General features: G+C 72.2%; 14 protein-coding genes and 1 pseudogene. 11 read left to right on the top strand and 4 right to left on the bottom strand.

Going from position 1 to position 16095, the window contains the following annotated elements; translation table 11 throughout:
* Together ACFTZL_RS25255 and ACFTZL_RS25260 are read left to right on the top strand one after the other, a co-directional pair.
* A partial coding sequence (locus ACFTZL_RS25255; protein ID WP_382586997.1) for a LacI family DNA-binding transcriptional regulator occupies positions 1–777 on the top strand: 777 nt, incomplete at its 5' end.
* A gap of 22 nt (positions 778–799) precedes the next feature.
* Positions 800–2719 carry a DUF2264 domain-containing protein gene (locus tag ACFTZL_RS25260; RefSeq protein WP_382587000.1) on the top strand — a complete coding sequence of 640 codons (1920 nt, stop codon included), beginning with the start codon at positions 800–802 and terminating at the stop codon, positions 2717–2719.
* A gap of 54 nt (positions 2720–2773) precedes the next feature.
* On the opposite strand, the gene ACFTZL_RS25265 is transcribed toward ACFTZL_RS25260, so the two are convergent.
* From ACFTZL_RS25265 to ACFTZL_RS25275, 3 genes are read right to left on the bottom strand one after another with little or no spacing between them, the layout of a single operon-like run.
* On the bottom strand, positions 2774–4267 hold the full coding sequence (locus tag ACFTZL_RS25265) for a tripartite tricarboxylate transporter permease (protein ID WP_382587003.1): 1494 nt from the start codon (positions 4265–4267) through the stop codon (positions 2774–2776).
* 1 nt (position 4268) lies between these two features.
* Complete coding sequence (locus tag ACFTZL_RS25270; RefSeq protein ID WP_382587006.1) at positions 4269–4808, bottom strand: tripartite tricarboxylate transporter TctB family protein; 540 nt, start codon at positions 4806–4808, stop codon at positions 4269–4271.
* Positions 4805–5788 carry a Bug family tripartite tricarboxylate transporter substrate binding protein gene (locus ACFTZL_RS25275; protein WP_382587034.1) on the bottom strand — a complete coding sequence of 328 codons (984 nt, stop codon included), beginning with the start codon at positions 5786–5788 and terminating at the stop codon, positions 4805–4807. The genes ACFTZL_RS25270 and ACFTZL_RS25275 overlap by 4 nt, the downstream gene beginning before the upstream one ends.
* A gap of 249 nt (positions 5789–6037) precedes the next feature.
* Between ACFTZL_RS25275 and ACFTZL_RS25280 the strand changes: the two genes are divergently transcribed.
* Positions 6038–6787: a response regulator gene (locus ACFTZL_RS25280; RefSeq protein WP_382587009.1), complete on the top strand. Its 750-nt coding sequence runs from the start codon at positions 6038–6040 to the stop codon at positions 6785–6787.
* A gap of 50 nt (positions 6788–6837) precedes the next feature.
* Here ACFTZL_RS25280 and ACFTZL_RS25285 read toward each other — a convergent pair.
* Positions 6838–8445 (bottom strand): annotated as a pseudogene (locus ACFTZL_RS25285) (alpha/beta hydrolase).
* 288 nt (positions 8446–8733) lie between these two features.
* Between ACFTZL_RS25285 and ACFTZL_RS25290 the strand changes: the two are divergent.
* The 8 genes from ACFTZL_RS25290 to ACFTZL_RS25325 all read left to right on the top strand — a co-directional run bounded on the left by ACFTZL_RS25290 (position 8734) and on the right by ACFTZL_RS25325 (position 15856).
* Positions 8734–9858: a Gfo/Idh/MocA family protein gene (locus ACFTZL_RS25290; RefSeq protein WP_382587012.1), complete on the top strand. Its 1125-nt coding sequence runs from the start codon at positions 8734–8736 to the stop codon at positions 9856–9858.
* Positions 9855–10778 (top strand): PmoA family protein, encoded by a 924-nt coding sequence (locus tag ACFTZL_RS25295; protein WP_382587015.1) that lies wholly within the window; start codon positions 9855–9857, stop codon positions 10776–10778. Before ACFTZL_RS25290 ends, ACFTZL_RS25295 begins: the two co-directional genes overlap by 4 nt.
* Positions 10772–11533, top strand: a complete 762-nt coding sequence (locus ACFTZL_RS25300; protein WP_382587017.1) for a cupin — start codon at positions 10772–10774, stop codon at positions 11531–11533. Before ACFTZL_RS25295 ends, ACFTZL_RS25300 begins: the two co-directional genes overlap by 7 nt.
* 79 nt (positions 11534–11612) lie before the next feature.
* Positions 11613–12896 (top strand): ABC transporter substrate-binding protein, encoded by a 1284-nt coding sequence (locus tag ACFTZL_RS25305; protein ID WP_382587020.1) that lies wholly within the window; start codon positions 11613–11615, stop codon positions 12894–12896.
* Positions 12893–13831 carry a carbohydrate ABC transporter permease gene (locus tag ACFTZL_RS25310; RefSeq protein ID WP_382587023.1) on the top strand — a complete coding sequence of 313 codons (939 nt, stop codon included), beginning with the start codon at positions 12893–12895 and terminating at the stop codon, positions 13829–13831. Before ACFTZL_RS25305 ends, ACFTZL_RS25310 begins: the two co-directional genes overlap by 4 nt.
* Positions 13828–14688: a carbohydrate ABC transporter permease gene (locus tag ACFTZL_RS25315; protein ID WP_382587026.1), complete on the top strand. Its 861-nt coding sequence runs from the start codon at positions 13828–13830 to the stop codon at positions 14686–14688. Before ACFTZL_RS25310 ends, ACFTZL_RS25315 begins: the two co-directional genes overlap by 4 nt.
* A 5-nt stretch (positions 14689–14693) precedes the next feature.
* Complete coding sequence (locus ACFTZL_RS25320) at positions 14694–15287, top strand: hypothetical protein (protein ID WP_382587029.1); 594 nt, start codon at positions 14694–14696, stop codon at positions 15285–15287.
* A gap of 116 nt (positions 15288–15403) precedes the next feature.
* The gene (locus ACFTZL_RS25325; RefSeq protein WP_382587031.1) at positions 15404–15856 is read left to right on the top strand and encodes a phospholipase; all 453 of its coding nucleotides are present in this window, start codon (positions 15404–15406) and stop codon (positions 15854–15856) included.
* The last annotated feature ends 239 nt before the right edge of the window (positions 15857–16095 follow it).

The raw sequence follows: 16095 nt of genomic DNA on the forward strand, positions 1-16095 counted from the left end.
GGCTGGCTCTGCGTGGTCGGCGCCACCGGCGGGGACGCGCAGCGCGAGATGGAGTTCGTGCAGCTCATGCGGGAGGAGGGCGCCCGGCTGGTGATCCTGGTCGGCGGGGTCGTCGAGGACGACGCCTACCGCGAGCGCGTCTCCCACTACGCCCATGCCCTGGACTCCTCCGGAGCCCGGCTCGTGCTCTGCGGCCGGCCCGCGCCCGACCCGGAGATCCCCGCGCTCGTCGTCGAGTTCGACAACGAGGCCGGGGCCCGCGCCGTCACCGCCCATCTGCTCTCGGCCGGGCACCGCCGGATCGTCTTCCTCGGCGGACTGCCCGGCAACACCGCCCTCGACGCCCGTGTCGCCGGCTACCGGTCCGCCCTCGCCGAGCACGGGCTGCCGCCCGAGGCCGCGCACGTCGTCGACTGCGGTCTCGGCCGCGCCGCCGGCCATCGTGCGATGACCGAACTCCTCAAGCAGACAAAGGAGTTCACCGCCGTCTTCGCCGGTGACGACATGGTCGCCGCCGGTGCCCTGCGGGCGATCGCCGACACCGGGCTGAGCGTCCCCGGTGACGTGTCGGTCGTCGGCTACAACGACATCCCGCTCGCCGAGGACTTCAACCCGCCGCTCACCACCGTCCGCACCCCCGCCGAGGAACTCGGCCGCGCCGCCGTGCGCATCGCCCTGCGCGACCCCGAGCACGCCGCCGGGGCCCACCATCTGCTCGGCACCCACATCGTCGTCCGCGACAGTGTCGGCACGCCCCCGCCCGGGCGTGCCCTGTGACCAACGGAGGAACCGCACCCGCATGAGCGCGCCGCACGTGTCGCTCCCCGACCCGACGCACCTGCCCAACCTTCCCCACCTGCCGCCCCCCGACCCGCTGACCTCGCCCCTCACCGGCTGGACACGCGCCCACTGGGAGGCGATCGCCGACCGCCTCCTGGACGCCCTGCTGCCCTACGCCTCCCCGGGCCTGGCCCAGTACCGGCTCCCCGGACCGCCCAGCCACTCCGGCCCCTGGTCGGACGGGCTCGAGGGCTTCGCCCGCTCCTTCCTGCTGGCGGCCTTCCGTATCGCCGGCTCGGGCGGACGGCAGCCAGGACTCATCGACCGGTACGCGGCCGGGCTCGCCGCCGGCACCGACCCGCGCAGCCCCGACCGCTGGCCGCCCATCACGGACCGGGGCCAGCCCATGGTCGAGGCGGCGTCCCTCGCGATCGCCCTGCACGAGACCCGCCCGTGGATCTGGGACCGGCTCGACGACCGCGTACGGCAGCGGATCGCCGACTGGCTGGGCGGCTTCGTCGGAGCGGTCGTCAACGACTCCAACTGGCGGCTGTTCCAGGTCATCACCGAGGAGTTCCTCGCCTCCGTCGGCGCCCCGCACAGCCGCCGCGAGATCGAAGCCGGCCTGGCACGCCTGGAGGACTGGCACCGGGGCGACGGCTGGTACACCGACGGCGACGGCCGCAAGTTCGACTACTACAACGCCTGGGCCCTGCACCTGTATCCGGTGCTCTGGGCCCGTATCGCCGGACCGCGCGCCGACCCGGGACCGGTGGCGGCCCACCGGGCACGCCTGCGGTCGTTCCTCCACGACCACCAGCACTTCTTCGGCGCGGACGGTGCACCGGTCCACCAGGGCCGCTCGCTCACCTACCGCTTCGCCACGACCGCTCCCCTGTGGGCGGGTGTTCTCGCCGACGTGACTCCGCTGCCGCCCGGCCGCACCCGTCGCCTCGCCTCGGGGGCCCTGAAACACTTCGCCGAGCGGGGCGTGCCCGACGAGCAGGGGCTGCTCACGCTCGGCTGGTACGGGCCCTTCCCGCCTGTCATCCAGCGCTACTCGGGCCCGGCGTCCCCCTACTGGGCGAGCAAGGCCTTCCTGGGCCTGCTCCTGCCCGCCGACCACCCCGTGTGGACCGCGCCCGAGGAACCCGGGCCGGTCGAGACGGCCGACGTACGCCTCGCGTTACCGGGCCCCGGCTGGCTGCTGCACTCCACCGCTGCCGACGGGATCGTACGGCTCGTCAACCACGGCAGCGACCGCCTGCCGCCCCCACCTGCGGAGGCGCAGGACAGCCCGCACTACGCCCGGTTCGCCTACTCCAGCGCCACGGCCCCCGAGACCCCTCCGACATCGCGCACGGGCCCCGACAACCACATCGCCCTGCTCGCGCCCGACGGCACGCCGACCCCGCGCGGCCGTATCCACCCCCTCGGCGCCGAGGGCGCCCGTGCCGCCTCCTGGCACCGGGCTCTGCTCCCGGGCAGCGGCGAAGGACACCGCATCGAGACGGTCAGCGTGGTGCACGGCCCCTGGGAGGTCCGGGTGCACCGCGTCGACGCGCCCCCGGGCACGCCGGTACGCGAGGGCGGCTGGGCCGTCGCCGACGACACCGCCCCGCCGGCCGCCCGGACCGGCCCCGGCTGGGCACTGGCCCGGCGCGCTGACGGCCTGACCAGTGCGCTCGTAGGCCTCCACGGCTGGAGCGACGACGAGGGCACGGTCGTAGCGGCGGCGGGCAGCAACGCATACGGCCACCACTCGGCGACGCCGCAGTTGACGCTGCCGTCCCACCCCGGTGGCACCCACCTCCTGGTAACGCTGGTCGTGCTCGGCACCGATCCGCGCGTACCGGTCACTGGGGCCCGGGCCCGGGCCGACGCCGACGGGTCCGTGGAGATCCGGTTCCCCGACGGCACGCGGGAGGCGGTGCCCTAGGACAGGCCGAGGGGGCGTGGCCCGGATGAGCCACGCCCCCACGGTTCGCGCGCGTCAGGCCTCCACGCGCCTGCGCGTCACCGCCTTCTTCAGCAGCGGCCAGGCCAGCAGCACCACGATCACGGCGTATACGGTCACCGCGAACGGCGTGTTGACCAGGCCGGAGACGCTTCCGTCGCTGATCTGCAGGGCGCGTCGCAGTTGCTGCTCGGCGTTCGGGCCGAGGATGACGCCGATGACCGCGGGCAGCACCGGCAGGCCGTAGCGGCGCATGCCGAAGCCGATCAGGCCGATGATCAGCAGGATCACCAGGTCGATCACCTCGCCGCCGACCGCGTACGCGCCGACCGCCGCGAAGAACATGATCCCCGCGTACAGATACGGCCGCGGAATGCGCAGCAGCTTCGCCCACACCGGCGCCAGCGGCAGGTTGAGGGCCAGGAGCAGCACCATGCCGACGAAGAGGGAGGCGATCAGGCCCCACACCAGGTCGGGTTCGCGCTCGAAGAGCAGCGGTCCGGGCTGGATGCCGTACTGCTGGAAGGCGGCCAGCATGACCGCCGCGACCGCCGTGGTCGGCAGGCCCAGGGTCAGCATCGACACCAGGGTGCCCGCCGCCGAGGCGGACGCCGCCGACTCCGGTCCCGCGACGCCCTCGATAGCGCCCTTGCCCCACTCGTCCTTGTGCTTGGACAGTCGCTTCTCCGTCACGTACGACAGGAAGGTGGGGATCTCGGCGCCGCCCGCCGGGATCGCGCCGAACGGGAAGCCGATGAACGGGCCGCGCAGCCACGACTTCCAGGTCCGGTTCACGTCCTCGCGCCCCAGCCACGGCCGGCCCACCGGGATCGGCTCCGGCGCCCCGCGCCGCAGATGGGCGGCGACCCACAGGGCCTCGCCGATCGCGAAGAGACCGACCGCGACGATCACCACGTCGATACCGTCGGCCAGTTGGAGCGAGCCGAACGTCAGACGCTGCTGGCCGGTCATCTGGTCCAGGCCCACCAGGCCCAGGGTGAGGCCGATGAGCAGGGAGGCGAGGCCGCGGATGCGGGACGAGCCCAGCACCGACGTCACCGCGATGAACGCCAGCACCATGATGGCGAAGTAGTCCGGCGCGCCGATGTCCACGGCCAGTTTCGCGACCGTCGGGGCGAGCGCCACCAGCAGGAGCGTGCCGATCAGGCCGCCCGCGAAGTGCCCTACGGCGGCCGCCGCGAGGGCCTGGGCGCCGCGCCCGGACTTGGCCATGGGGTTGCCCTCCATGGCCGCCACCACCGCCGCGCTCTCACCGGGCGTGTTGAGCAGGATGGAGGTGGTCGAACCGCCGAACATCGCGCCGTAGTAGATGCCGGCGAACATGATGAACGCGCCGATCGGGTCGAGCCCGTACGTCACCGGCAGCAGCAGCGCGACCGCCATCGCCGGGCCGATGCCCGGCAGCACGCCGATCGCCGTGCCGAGCAGCACACCGATGACGGCCCACAGGAGGTTGATCGGCGTGAGGGCCGTACCGAAGCCGTCCAGAAGGGAGTTGAAGGCATCCATGTCACAGCACTCCCATCAGCGGACCGCCGGGCAGGGGCACTCCGAGCAGATTGTTGAACACGGTGTAGGTGACGAGGGACAGCCCGGCCGCGATGAGCGGATCGCGGTCGATCCTGCGGCTGCCGAGCGCGAACGCCGCGCCCCAGAAGAGCAGCGCGCCCGCCACGGGGAAGCCGAGCGGCTCGATGAGGACGGCCGCGCCGAGGAACACTCCGGCCAGCAGCAGCACCGTGCGCCAGTCGGCGGGCTCGGACAGGTCGACGTCCTCACCGGTCTCGGCCTGCCCCCGGCCGCCGCGCAGCACGTCCACGGCGAGCAGCGCGGCGATCACCAGCAGCCCCGCGCCGACCACGATCGGCACGGTCTTGGGGCCGACGGGGCCGCGCTGGGCGATGTCGACGTCCATGGTGAGCGCGTCGGTCAGGACGAGCACGCCCAGTGCCAGCAGCAGCACACACACGCCGAGTTCGGAGTGCTCGCGCAGCCACGAGCGCCGTTCGCCGCCGGTCTCGGCGGGGGGAATGTCGGTCTGCGTCGTCACAGTCCCAGCTCCTTCAGCACCGAAACCACGCGCTTGTCCTCGGCGTCGAGGAACGCGCCGAACTTGTCACCGGTGAGGAAGGCGTCGTCCCAGCCGTTCTGCTTCATCGACTTCCGCCACTCGTCGGAGCCGTGCAGCTCCTCGACGAGCCGCACGAGCTTGGCCCGCTCGCCGTCGGTGAGGCCGGGCGGGGCGACGACGCCGCGCCAGTTGGTGAAGTTCACGTCGTAGCCGGCCTCCTTCAGCGTCGGCCCGTCGAGCCCGTCGACCCGCTTCGGGCCGGTGACCGCGAGGAGGCGCAGCTCGCCCGCCTTGATCTGGTCCAGGTACTCGCCGACACCGGAGACACCGAAGGCGACCTTGTTGCCGAGGATGGAGGCGAGCAGCTCGCCGCCGCCGTCGAAGGGGATGTAGTTCACCTGCTTCGGCGGGATCCCGGCGGCCCGCGCCATCAGCATCGGCGCGAGGTGGTCCGGCCCGCCGGGGGAGGACCCGCCGCCCACCGGGAGCTTGCCGGGGTTCTTTTTCCAGGCGCCGATCAGGTCGTCGATCGTCTTGTACGGGGAGTCCTTGGCGACCACGACGACGTCCTGCTCCTCGGTGAGCCGGGCGATCGGCGTGGTGTCGCCGAGCGTCTTCGGCGCGTCGTTGGAACGGACGGCCCCCACGACCCCGAGGCCCATGGACATGGCGAGCTTGCCGTTGCCCTGCTCGCTCACCAGCCGGCTGAGGCCCACGGTGCCGCCGGCTCCGGGCAGGTTGAACACCTCGATGTTGTGGGTCAGTCCGGCGTCCTCGGCGTTCTTCGCGGCCGTACGGGCCGTGATGTCGTAGCCGCCGCCGGGCGTGTTGGGGACCATGAAACGCAGGCCCGGGATCTGTGTGCCGGTCTCGGTGCCGCTGCCGGTGGTCAGCAGCGGCGGTCCGACGAGCACGAGCACGGCGGCCCCGAGCAGGGCCAGGGGAGTGCGCAGGCGCACGAGTGCCACCACCTGTCGGTACGTCGATGCGGGTAGGTAAAGGCCCTGTGGGGGAGGGTGATGTGGGCCACATGCTGCCCGGGCGCCGACGAGCTGTCTCTCTTGCGGAACCAACGGAGGTTTTGGTCTTTGCGGTCGTCGGAACAGCGGTGTGCGCCCCCTGCCTCGTGGACCGCACCCCGCACATCTCTTTCCCTCACCGCAGGTGGACGCCATGATGGGCGGCCCCGGCACGGAAGGAGCGACCCGATGACCAGCGAGCCCCGCACGTCCGCCACCACCGGCACGATCGACGTCCTCGTGGTCGACGACGACTTCATGGTGGCCAAGGTCCATCGCGCCTTCGTCGAGCGGGTCGACCCCTTCCGCGTCGTCGGCGTCGCCGGTACCGGCGCACAGGCCGTCGCCGCCGCCGACGCGCTGCGCCCCGACCTCGTGCTGCTCGACCTGCACCTGCCGGACATCTTCGGCCTCGAGGTGATCCCCCGGCTGCGTTCCGCGGGCCACGACTGCGACGTCATGGTCGTCAGCGCCGCCCGGGAGGCCGAGACGGTCCGCGGTGCCGTCCGGCACGGGGTCGTCGACTACCTCCTCAAACCGTTCGAGTCCGAGGAGCTGCGCGCCCGGCTGGAGCGCTACGCCGACCGGCGCGGCCGGCTGCTCGGCACGGTCGTGCGCAGCCAGGCCGACGTCGACCGGGTGCTGGCCGGATCCGCCGGAGGGGCCTCGCCCGTCGCCGCCCTGCCCAAGGGCATGAGCGTGGAGACCGCCGAGCTGGTCGAGCGGGCCCTGCGCGAGGCGGACGGCACGCTGTCCGCCAGCGAGTGCGCCGCCCTGACCGGCGTCTCCCGCGTGAGCGCCCGCCGCTACCTGGAGCACTTCCACACCGTCGGCCGCGTGGAGGTCTCCCTGCGCTACGGCGTGGCGGGCCGCCCCGAACGCCGCTACCGCTTCCGCGGCCCCACCGCGCTCCGGCCGGGGGGCGAGGTACGGGCCTAGGGCGACCAGGAGCGGCCCTGGTCGCCGCCGGAACAGCAGATTCTCTCCTGCTACCTCGCGGCGCAGTCGACGTCCTTCGCCGGCAGGCGGCCCGTCGCGAGGTACGCGTTGACCGTGTCGTCGACGCACGGCACACCGTGGACGCCGTACACCGCGTGCTGGTCGGCCCCGCTCAGCGTGACCAGGCGCGAGGAGGGCCACATGCCGCGCACCGCCTCGGCGCCGTCGTAGTCGGTGCGCGGGTCTCCGGTGGCGTTGACGAGGAGGGCGGGCAGGTCGTCGCGGATCCTGGTCGGGCGCTCGCGCGGCCGGTCCCAGAACGCGCACGGGTTGATGTTGTGCGTGACGGGCGCGAACAGCGGGTCCTGCGCACGCGTGCGCTGGACGTCGCGCCAGTAGACCTCCGGGTCACGAGGCGCGGCGCCGTCGCCGCACAAGATCGCCGTCTGCGCGCTGCCGTAGGGGGAGTCGGTGCCCGTGAGCGTGAACTCGAGCACCCCGGCGAGCCAGGGGGACGGCGTCACCCGCTGCCCCTGCGACGCCCGCAGCATGTCCCGCACGCCCTGCGCGAAGTCACCGTAGGCGGCGTCGTTGTGCTGGGAGAGGCCGTTGAAGACGACCATGGGCATCACGTGCTCGTCCAGCCGGTGGTCGCCGAGGCGCAGCGGTGTGCGGGCCGGTGCCCTCCGGATGCGCTCCACGTTCGCCAGCACCTCGCCCCTTGAATGACCCAGCCCGTAGGTCCCTTCGCGCGCGGCGGCCCAGGACGCCCACCCCTCCAGCGCGTGCCGGTTGGCCCGCTCGACGCCCCGCAGCAGCCTCGGCCCGTACCGGTCCGGGTCGATCACACCGTCCAGGACGACCCGGTCGGTGCGCCCGGGGAACATCGTGGTGTACACCTCGCCGAGGTAGCTGCCTTACGAGTAGCCCAGGTAGGAGATCCGCCGCTCGCCCAGTGCGGCCCGGACGACGTCCATGTCGCGCGCGGTGTTGCGGGTCGTGGCGTGGGGCAGGGCATCGCCCGCGTTGTCGCGGCAGAGCTCGGCGAGGTTCTTCGAGAACGCGGTCATACGGTCGAAGCCGGCCCGGTCCTCGCCCGCCCCGCGCCACGCCGAGCCGGTCGGCCAGCGGCAGTTCAGCGGTGTGCTGCGGCCGATGAAGCGGGGGTCGACGCCCACCACGTCGTACCGTGCGGCGACGCCCTTCATGGCCTCGCGCACCCACGGCGGGTCGCCGAGCGACGGCCCGCCGGGGCCGCCGCCGTTGAGCAGCAGCGGGCCGACGCGGCGGTCGGTGTCGGTGGCGCGGATCCGGGATATCGCGACGGTGATCGTACGGCCGCCGGGGTCCGAGTAGTCCAGCGGCACCGTCACGTCGGCGCAGCGGGCGCCCGCCTGCCGCAGCTCCTTGCCGGCCGTGTCCTGAGGTCCGAGCACGCAGCTCTTCCAGGCGAGGCGCTGCTGGTGGTAGCGGGCGAGCGGGTCGGGGGCCGCCTCGGCCGGGCGGGCCGTCGCCGTGGCGGGCAGTGCGGTGAGGGTGAGAGCGGCGGTCGTCAGGGCCAGGGCGGCCCTTCTCACGGATCCCGGGGAGCAGCGGGATAAGCGGAGCACGAGGCTGTCCTTTCTGTCGCGACTCCCTCGGCGGTCCGGCGTGGACATGTCGAGGGGGGCGGTGTGCGACAGAACGGTAGGGACGAGCCGCTTCCCGATCACTCCGGCTGGCAGCCGGTTCATGGTGGGGTCAACCCCAGGGGTCGGACGGGGGAATGCCGTTTCTGTGAGGTCGACGGGAACCGGAATACTGGCCCCAAGCTGGGAGAACGCTCGCGCAGACCTTGTGCAGGTCGCCGCAGGGGGGTTGTCCAGACATGGTCCCGCGCCTAGGGTCACCTTCCGAGTGCAAGCGCTTTCCAAGCGTGAGTCCACCGGTCGTCCGAGGAGCGCCGCATGTCCGTGTCCCCAGGGTCTCCCACCCGCCGCCGCGTGGCCGTCGTCGGCACCGGAGCCATCGTCAGCGGCAGTCACCTGCCCGCGCTGCGGGCCCACTCCGACAGAGTGGAGCTGGTCGCCGCCGTAGACGTGGACCAGGAGCGGCTCGACACCTTCCGCGAGCTGGCCGGCGACCAGGTCGCCGGGTACACCTCGGTGGACGCGATGCTGGACGCCGTACGCCCCGACCTGGTCCTGATAGGGACACCGCCCTCCCTGCACCGGGAGCAGACGGTGGCCGCGCTCAAGGCGGGCGCCTGGGTGCTCTGCGAGAAGCCGCTCACCCTGTCACTCGCCGAGTACGACGAGATCGCAGCAGCCGAGGAGGCCTCCGGGGCGTACGCGGCGGTCGTCTTCCAGCACCGCTACGGCTCCGGCGCCGTGCATGCCCGCGAGCTGATCACCAGCGGCGAGCTGGGCGCCCCGCTGGTCGCGCACTGCCAGACCACCTGGCACCGGGACGCCGCGTACTACGCGGTGCCGTGGCGCGGCACGTGGGCCAGCGAGGGCGGCGGCCCGACCATGGGTCACGGCATCCACCAGTACGACCTGCTGCTGCACCTGCTCGGCGAGTGGGAGGAGATCCAGGCCATGGCGGCCCGCCTCGTCCACGACACCGAGAGCGAGGACGTCTCCACCGCGCTGGTCCGCTTCCGTGGCGGCGCCCTCGCGACCGTCGTGAACAGCGTGCTGTCCCCGGACGAGGTGAGCCGCATCCGCGTCGACTGCGCGGACGCCACGGTCGAGCTCACCCACCTGTACGGCCACAGCAACGAGAGCTGGGCCTACACCCCGGCCCCGCACGTCGCCTCCGAGCGCGCCACCGCCTGGCGCACCCCCGCGAACGACGTGCCGAGTTCGCACACGGCCCAGCTCGGCACGCTCCTCGACGCCTACGACACCGGCACCCGGCCACCGGGCAGCGGCCAGGACGCCCGCGCCACCCTCGAGTTCGCCGCCGCCCTGTACAAGGCGGCGTTCACCGGCCGCTCGGTGCACGCGGGGGAGATCGGCCCCGGCGACCCCTTCTACGAGGCCATGCACGGCGAGTACCCCGACTGGGCCCCCAAGGAGCGCGCATGAGCATCCGAGTCACCCACACGCACGGCGAGGACATCGCCGTCACGGCAGGCGGCACGGAGATCCTCCGCTACGTCTACCGCCCCGACCCGGATCCCTTCGAGTCCCGCAAGCCGTACGCGCACCCCGTGCGCACCCTCTCCGGCCGCACGGTCACCGGCTACCGCCCGAACGACCACCGCTGGCACAAGGGCCTGCAGATGACCTCGAGCCATCTGTCCGGCCAGAACTTCTGGGGCGGCAACTGCTATGTCCACGGCCAGGGCTATCTGCCCCTGCCCGAGCGCGTCGGCTCGATGCGGCACGACGGCTTCCCGGACTTCACGGTCGAGGACGACCGGCTCGCCTTCACCGAGAACCTCACCTGGGTCGAGAACGGCGGCGAGGAGTGGGCCCGCGAGGTACGGGGGCTGACCGTCCACTCGGTGGACGAGGAGGCCGGATCCTGGGCCCTGGACTGGTCGATCCGCCTCACCAACCTCCGTTCCGAGCCCCTGGCCTTCGGCTCCCCGACCACCGCGGGCCGTGAGATGGCCGGCTACACCGGACTGCAGTGGCGCGGCCCGCGCGACTTCACCGGCGGCACGGTCTTCGCCCCCGACACCGACGCCGACGCGGGCAAGCTCATGGGTACCCAGGGCCCCTGGCTCGCCTTCACCACCGAGCACGACGACGTCGACGGCCACTCCACACTCGTCTTCGCGCACGCGCCCGAGAACCTCGACGAGGCGTCCGCGATCCACGAGTCGCATTGGTTCGTCCGCGCCGAGCCCTTCCCGACGGTCGCCTTCTCCTGGGCGTTCTTCGAGGAGTTCGCACTCCCGCCGGGCGAGTCCTTCGCCTTCCGCTACCGGCTCGTCGTCGCCGACGGCGCCTGGGACCGCGACCGGGTCGGCACCCACATGGAGAGCCTGCCGTGGTGAGCGACCCGAAGCCCGCCCTGCCGCACCCGCTGCCCGGCGCGATCGGCCTGTCCCATCTGAGCGCCTACGACTGGGAGGCCGCCGACGGCGTCTGCGGCGGCAGCCCGCATCTGCACCTGGTGTGCACCGAGGCGTACGTCGTCACCGCCGGCCGGGGCGCGGTCCAGACGCTGAGCCCCGACGGCTACCGGGACATCCCCCTCGCGGCCGGCTCCATCGCCTGGTTCACACCGGGCACCGTGCACCGCATGGTGCAGGGCGGCGACCTGCGCATCACCGTGCTGATGCAGAACAGCGGCCTGCCCGAGGCCGGTGACGCCGTGTTCACCTTCCCGCCCGAGGTGCTCGCCGACCCCGGGAAGTACGCCGCCGCCGCGAAGCTGCCGCCCGGCACCGGACCGGAGACGGCGGCGGCCGCCCGGCGCCGCAGGGACCTCGCCGTCGAGGGCTACCTCGTCCTGCGCGAGGCCCTCGAAGCCGGCGACAACGGCCCGTACCTGGAATTCCAGCGGGCCGCCGCGAGGATCGTGCGCAACAAGGTGCCCACCTGGCGCGAGCTGTGGCGGGCGGGTGCGCTGGCCACCGCCGAACGCACCGGCGCCCAGCTCGACGCGCTGGAGGCGGGGGAGCCCGTCCATCTCGGCGAGGCCACCGCCCACGAGGCCGCGCCCACCCGGCTCGGCGGCTTCGGCATGTGCGGCCGCCGGGACGAGTACAACCTGCCCGGGACGACGCTGCCCTACCAGGGCGAGTAACCGAGCAAGGGGTCGAGGGGGGGGCAACAGGCCGAGGGGGGCCGACAGGAAGTCCGAGGAAAGGAGAGGTGACCTCGGCATGCCCGGACACAGGACAAAGGGGTTCTGCGCGTCGGCTGTCGCACTGGCACTGTGCGCCGTGCTGGCAGGCTGCGGAGGATCCGGGGAATCCGCCGGCGGTGGCAAGGTCGTGCTGCGCTACACGTGGTGGGGCAACCCCGACCGCGCGGCACGCACCGAGCAGGCCGTCGCGCTGTTCGAGAAACAGCACCCGGACATCGACGTCACGACGTCGTTCTCCGGCTACGACGCCTACAAACAGAAGCTCGCCACCCAGGCCGCAGGCGGTGACGCCCCGGACGTGATGCAGCTCGACTACCGCCAGATCGACCAGTACGCCTCCGGCGGTGTGCTGCTCGACCTGGCGAAACAGAAGTCCGTACTGCGCACCTCCGAGATCGACCAGGGACTGCTCGGCACCGGCCGCGTGGACGACGTCCAGTACGCGATCCCGCAGGGCCGCGGCACCGAGACCGTCGTCTACGACGTCACGACCTGGAAGAAGTCGGGAGTCCCGCTCCCCGGCGAGAGCTGGACCTGGAGCCAGTGGGCCGACGCCATGCGCGCCCTCGCGAAGAAGACCGGCAGGCCCGGGGCCACCGACCCCGGCTGGAGCGAGGACGGTTTCGAAGTCTGGCTGCGGGGACAGGGCAAGTCCCTCTACACCGAGGCCGGCGGGCTCGGTTTCACCGCCGACGACCTCACCCGCTGGTGGACCTTCACGGACCGGCTCCGGCGTGAGGGAGCCGTCTCGCCCGCCGAGCAGACCACCCAGCTGGACGGCACCGTGGAGAACACCCCGCTCGGGCGCGGCGAGGCGACCTCAGACAACAACTGGGACGCCCCGTCCAGCGGCTACACGGCCCTGGTCAAGGGCGGAGTCGCCCTCGCTCCCATGCCGTCCGGCGAGGACGGAACCCCCGGCCAGTACTTCAAGCCGTCCATGTTCCTCGGCGTCTCGGCCAACACCGGTCACCCCAAGGAGGCGGCCCGGCTCGTCGATTTCCTGATCAACGACCGGCAGGCCGCGAAGATCCTCGGCGCCGGCCGCGGCATCCCCGTCAACGAGACCATCCGCGACGAAATCGGCCCGCAGCTCAAGGACTTCGACAAGACCATCGCCGACTTCCAGACGTCCCTCGACGGAAAGCTCAAGGACCCGCCCCAGGCCCCGCCCTCGGGCGACAACGCCCTGCAGACCACCTTCCAGCGCGACTACGACCAGGTGTCCTACGCGCGCATGTCGCCCCGCGAGGCGGCCGAGAACTACGTCACCGAGGCGAAGGCGGAGCTGAGGTCATGACCACCACCGCGATCCCCCCGGAGGCGAAGCGCGCCCCCGCCACCGCCCCGAAGCGCCGCCCCAGGCGCGAACGCCAGGGCGCCGCCTGGGTGTTCCTGTCCCCGTGGGTGCTCGGCGCGACCGTCCTGACGCTGCTGCCGATGGCCGTGTCGCTGTACCTCTCGTTCACCGACTACGACCTGTTCAACCCGCCGAAGTGGGTCGGCCTGCGCAACTACGTGCAGATGTTCACCGAGGACCCGCGCTACTGGCGCTCGGTCGTGACGACCCTGACGTACGTCGTCATCGCCGTGCCCCTGCAACTCGCGCTCGCCCTCGTCGTCGCGCTCGCCCTGAAGGGCATGAAGCGCGGCAAGGCCTTCTACCGCTCCGCCTTCTACGCGCCCTCGCTGCTCGGGGCGTCGATGTCCATCGCCCTCGTCTGGCGGGCGGTCTTCAACGACGGCGGCACGGTCGACAACCTGCTCGGCACCGGCGGCTGGGTCAACAAGCCCGGCTTCGCGCTGCTGGCCGTCGCGCTGCTGACGGTGTGGCAGTTCGGCGCGCCGATGGTCATCTTCCTCGCCGGGCTCCAGCAGATCCCCGCCGAGCTGTACGAGGCGGCGGCGGTGGACGGGGCGGGCAAGTGGCGCCAGTTCCTGTCGGTCACCGTTCCGATGCTGTCCCCGGTGCTGTTCTTCAACCTGGTCCTGCAGACCATCCAGGCCTTCCAGGTGTTCACGCCCGCCTTCGCGATCAGCGCGGGCAAGGGCGGACCGGCCGACTCGACCCTCGTCTACACCATGTACCTCTACGACCGGGGCTTCGTCGCCTCCCACATGGGCTACGCCTCCGCCATGGCCTGGGTGCTGCTCGTCGTGATCGGCGTCGTCACGGCGGTGCTGTTCCGCACCTCGCGCTCCTGGGTCTTCTACGCCTCCGAGGGGGACCGGTGACCTCTACGACCATCACTCACAGGCCCGTTCGCTGGGGCCGTGTCGCCGTGCACCTCGGCTGCCTGGCGGCGCTGCTGGTCATGCTGTACCCGCTGGCGTGGCTGCTGGCCACCTCGCTCAAGCCCGCCGACGAGGTCATCGCGAGCCTGAACCTGCTGCCCGGCCACCTGGAGTGGTCGAACTACTCCACCGCCCTGGACGGCGTCAACGACGTCTCCATCTGGCGGCTGCTCGGCAACTCGCTGCTGATCGCGGGCGGCGCGGTCCTCGGCAACGTCATCAGCTGCTCGCTCGCCGCCTACGCCTTCGCCCGCCTCAGGTTCCGCTTCCGCGGACCGCTGTTCGCCTTCATGATCGCCACGATCATGCTGCCGCACCATGCGGTGCTGATCCCGCAGTACATCATCTTCAACCAGCTCGGCCTGGTGAACACCTACTGGCCGCTGATCCTGCCGAAGTTCCTCGCCACCGAGGCGTTCTTCGTCTTCCTCATCGTGCAGTTCATGCGCGGCCTGCCGCGCGAGCTGGAGGAGGCGGCCCGGATCGACGGCTGCGGGCCCTTCCGCAGCTTCTTCCAGATCGTGCTCCCGCTCACCCGGCCGGCCCTGATCACCACCGCCATCTTCACCTTCATCTGGACCTGGAACGACTTCTTCACCCAGCTCATCTACCTCTTCGACCCGGACAAGTTCACGCTGACCCTCGCGCTGCGCTCCTTCGTGGATGCCTCCAGCACCTCCGCGTTCGGCCCGATGTTCGCGTTGTCGGTGATCGCGCTGCTGCCGATCGTGCTGTTCTTCCTCGCCTTCCAGCGGTTCCTGGTGGAGGGCATGGCCAGCTCCGGAGTCAAGGGGTGAGCGGGATGCGCACACGTGAGTCCGGCGAGGTGTTCGGGCCGCGTATGGCCCTGTTCGCCGATGTGCTGAGCGTCGGCCTCGCCACGGCGGCGGTCTGTCTGCCGTTGGTGACCGCACCGGCCGCGCTGTCGACGGCCTGTGCCGTGCTGCGCGGCGCGGGACAGGACCGGCCCGTCACGGCGGGGCGGTACTTCGCCCTGCTGCGGCGGCGGCTCCGGGCCGGTGACCTGCTGGCCGGTGGCGTCGCGCTGGCGGGTCTGCTGCTGCTCGCGGCCGATCTGGCACTCGCTGGGGCGGGGCTGCCCGGGGCGCCGCTGTTCGCGGTGGCCGCCGCCGTCATCGGCGCCTGCGCGGGGGTCGTCGGCCTGCGGGCCTGCGGGCGCCCCGAGTCGCTCACCGACTGGCGCGCGGCGGTGCGCGGGGCCGCCCGGGACGCCGTGGCGGACGTGGGCGGCAGCGGGCTGGTCCTGCTCGCCGTGGCGACGGCCGCGCTGTGCGCCTGGATGCTGCTGCCCCTGGCCTTCCTGGCCCCGGGGCCGCTGGCCCTCGCGCTCACGGCCGTCGACGTACGCCGGTCGGCTGCCGTTCTCGTTCAATAGCCAAGAATTAAGGGGTCATTGGGGCACGTCAGGTGTGAGCACCCTCAGGAGGTGGCGATGCTCTTGTCATGAACCTGTGGCTCGATGGGCGGGCCGCAGCCTCATGGAGGTGTGGGATGCACCGCAGACTCGCCACCGGTCTTGCTGCCTCAACCCTGTCCCTCGTCACCGTCGTCGGCACCGCGACCCTCGCGAGTGCCGCCCCCGCCGACAAGCCCCAGGTGCTCGCGAGCTGGACGCAGACCAGCGCGTCGAGCTACAACGCCTGGGCCGCCGCCCGCGCAAACCAGACGGCCTGGGCCGCCTACGTCTTCGACTGGTCGACCGACTACTGCTCCTCGTCGCCGGACAACCCGTTCGGCTTCCCGTTCTCGATGTCCTGCGCCCGCCACGACTTCGGCTACCGCAACTACAAGGCCGCAGGCACGTTCAGCGCCGACAAGTCCCGTCTCGACAGCGCCTTCCACGAGGACCTCAAGCGGATCTGCGCCGCCTACACGGGCGGCACGAAGAACGCCTGCGACAGCACGGCGTGGACGTACTACCAGGCGGTGAAGGCCTTCGGCTGAGGGCCTGTCGGTCGCGTTGGGGCCGGGCGCGGGGCGGCAGCCTCACGCCCGGCCGACGGCTTCAGCGGCCTGCGGAACCGATGCTGATCCGCGGCCACGAACGGGCCGCCGTCATAAGCGCCTGGGTCCGCGCCGACGGAGTGGCCGCCGCCGCGGCCAGCGCCGCCGCGGCGCTCGCGATGCCGAGGACCGCGCCGGCGGCCACATCGCCCGGATAGTGCACGCCCGTGTGGATGCGC

Source organism: Streptomyces sp. NPDC056948 (assembly GCF_042674225.1).
GTDB classification, from domain to species: domain Bacteria; phylum Actinomycetota; class Actinomycetes; order Streptomycetales; family Streptomycetaceae; genus Streptomyces; species Streptomyces purpurascens.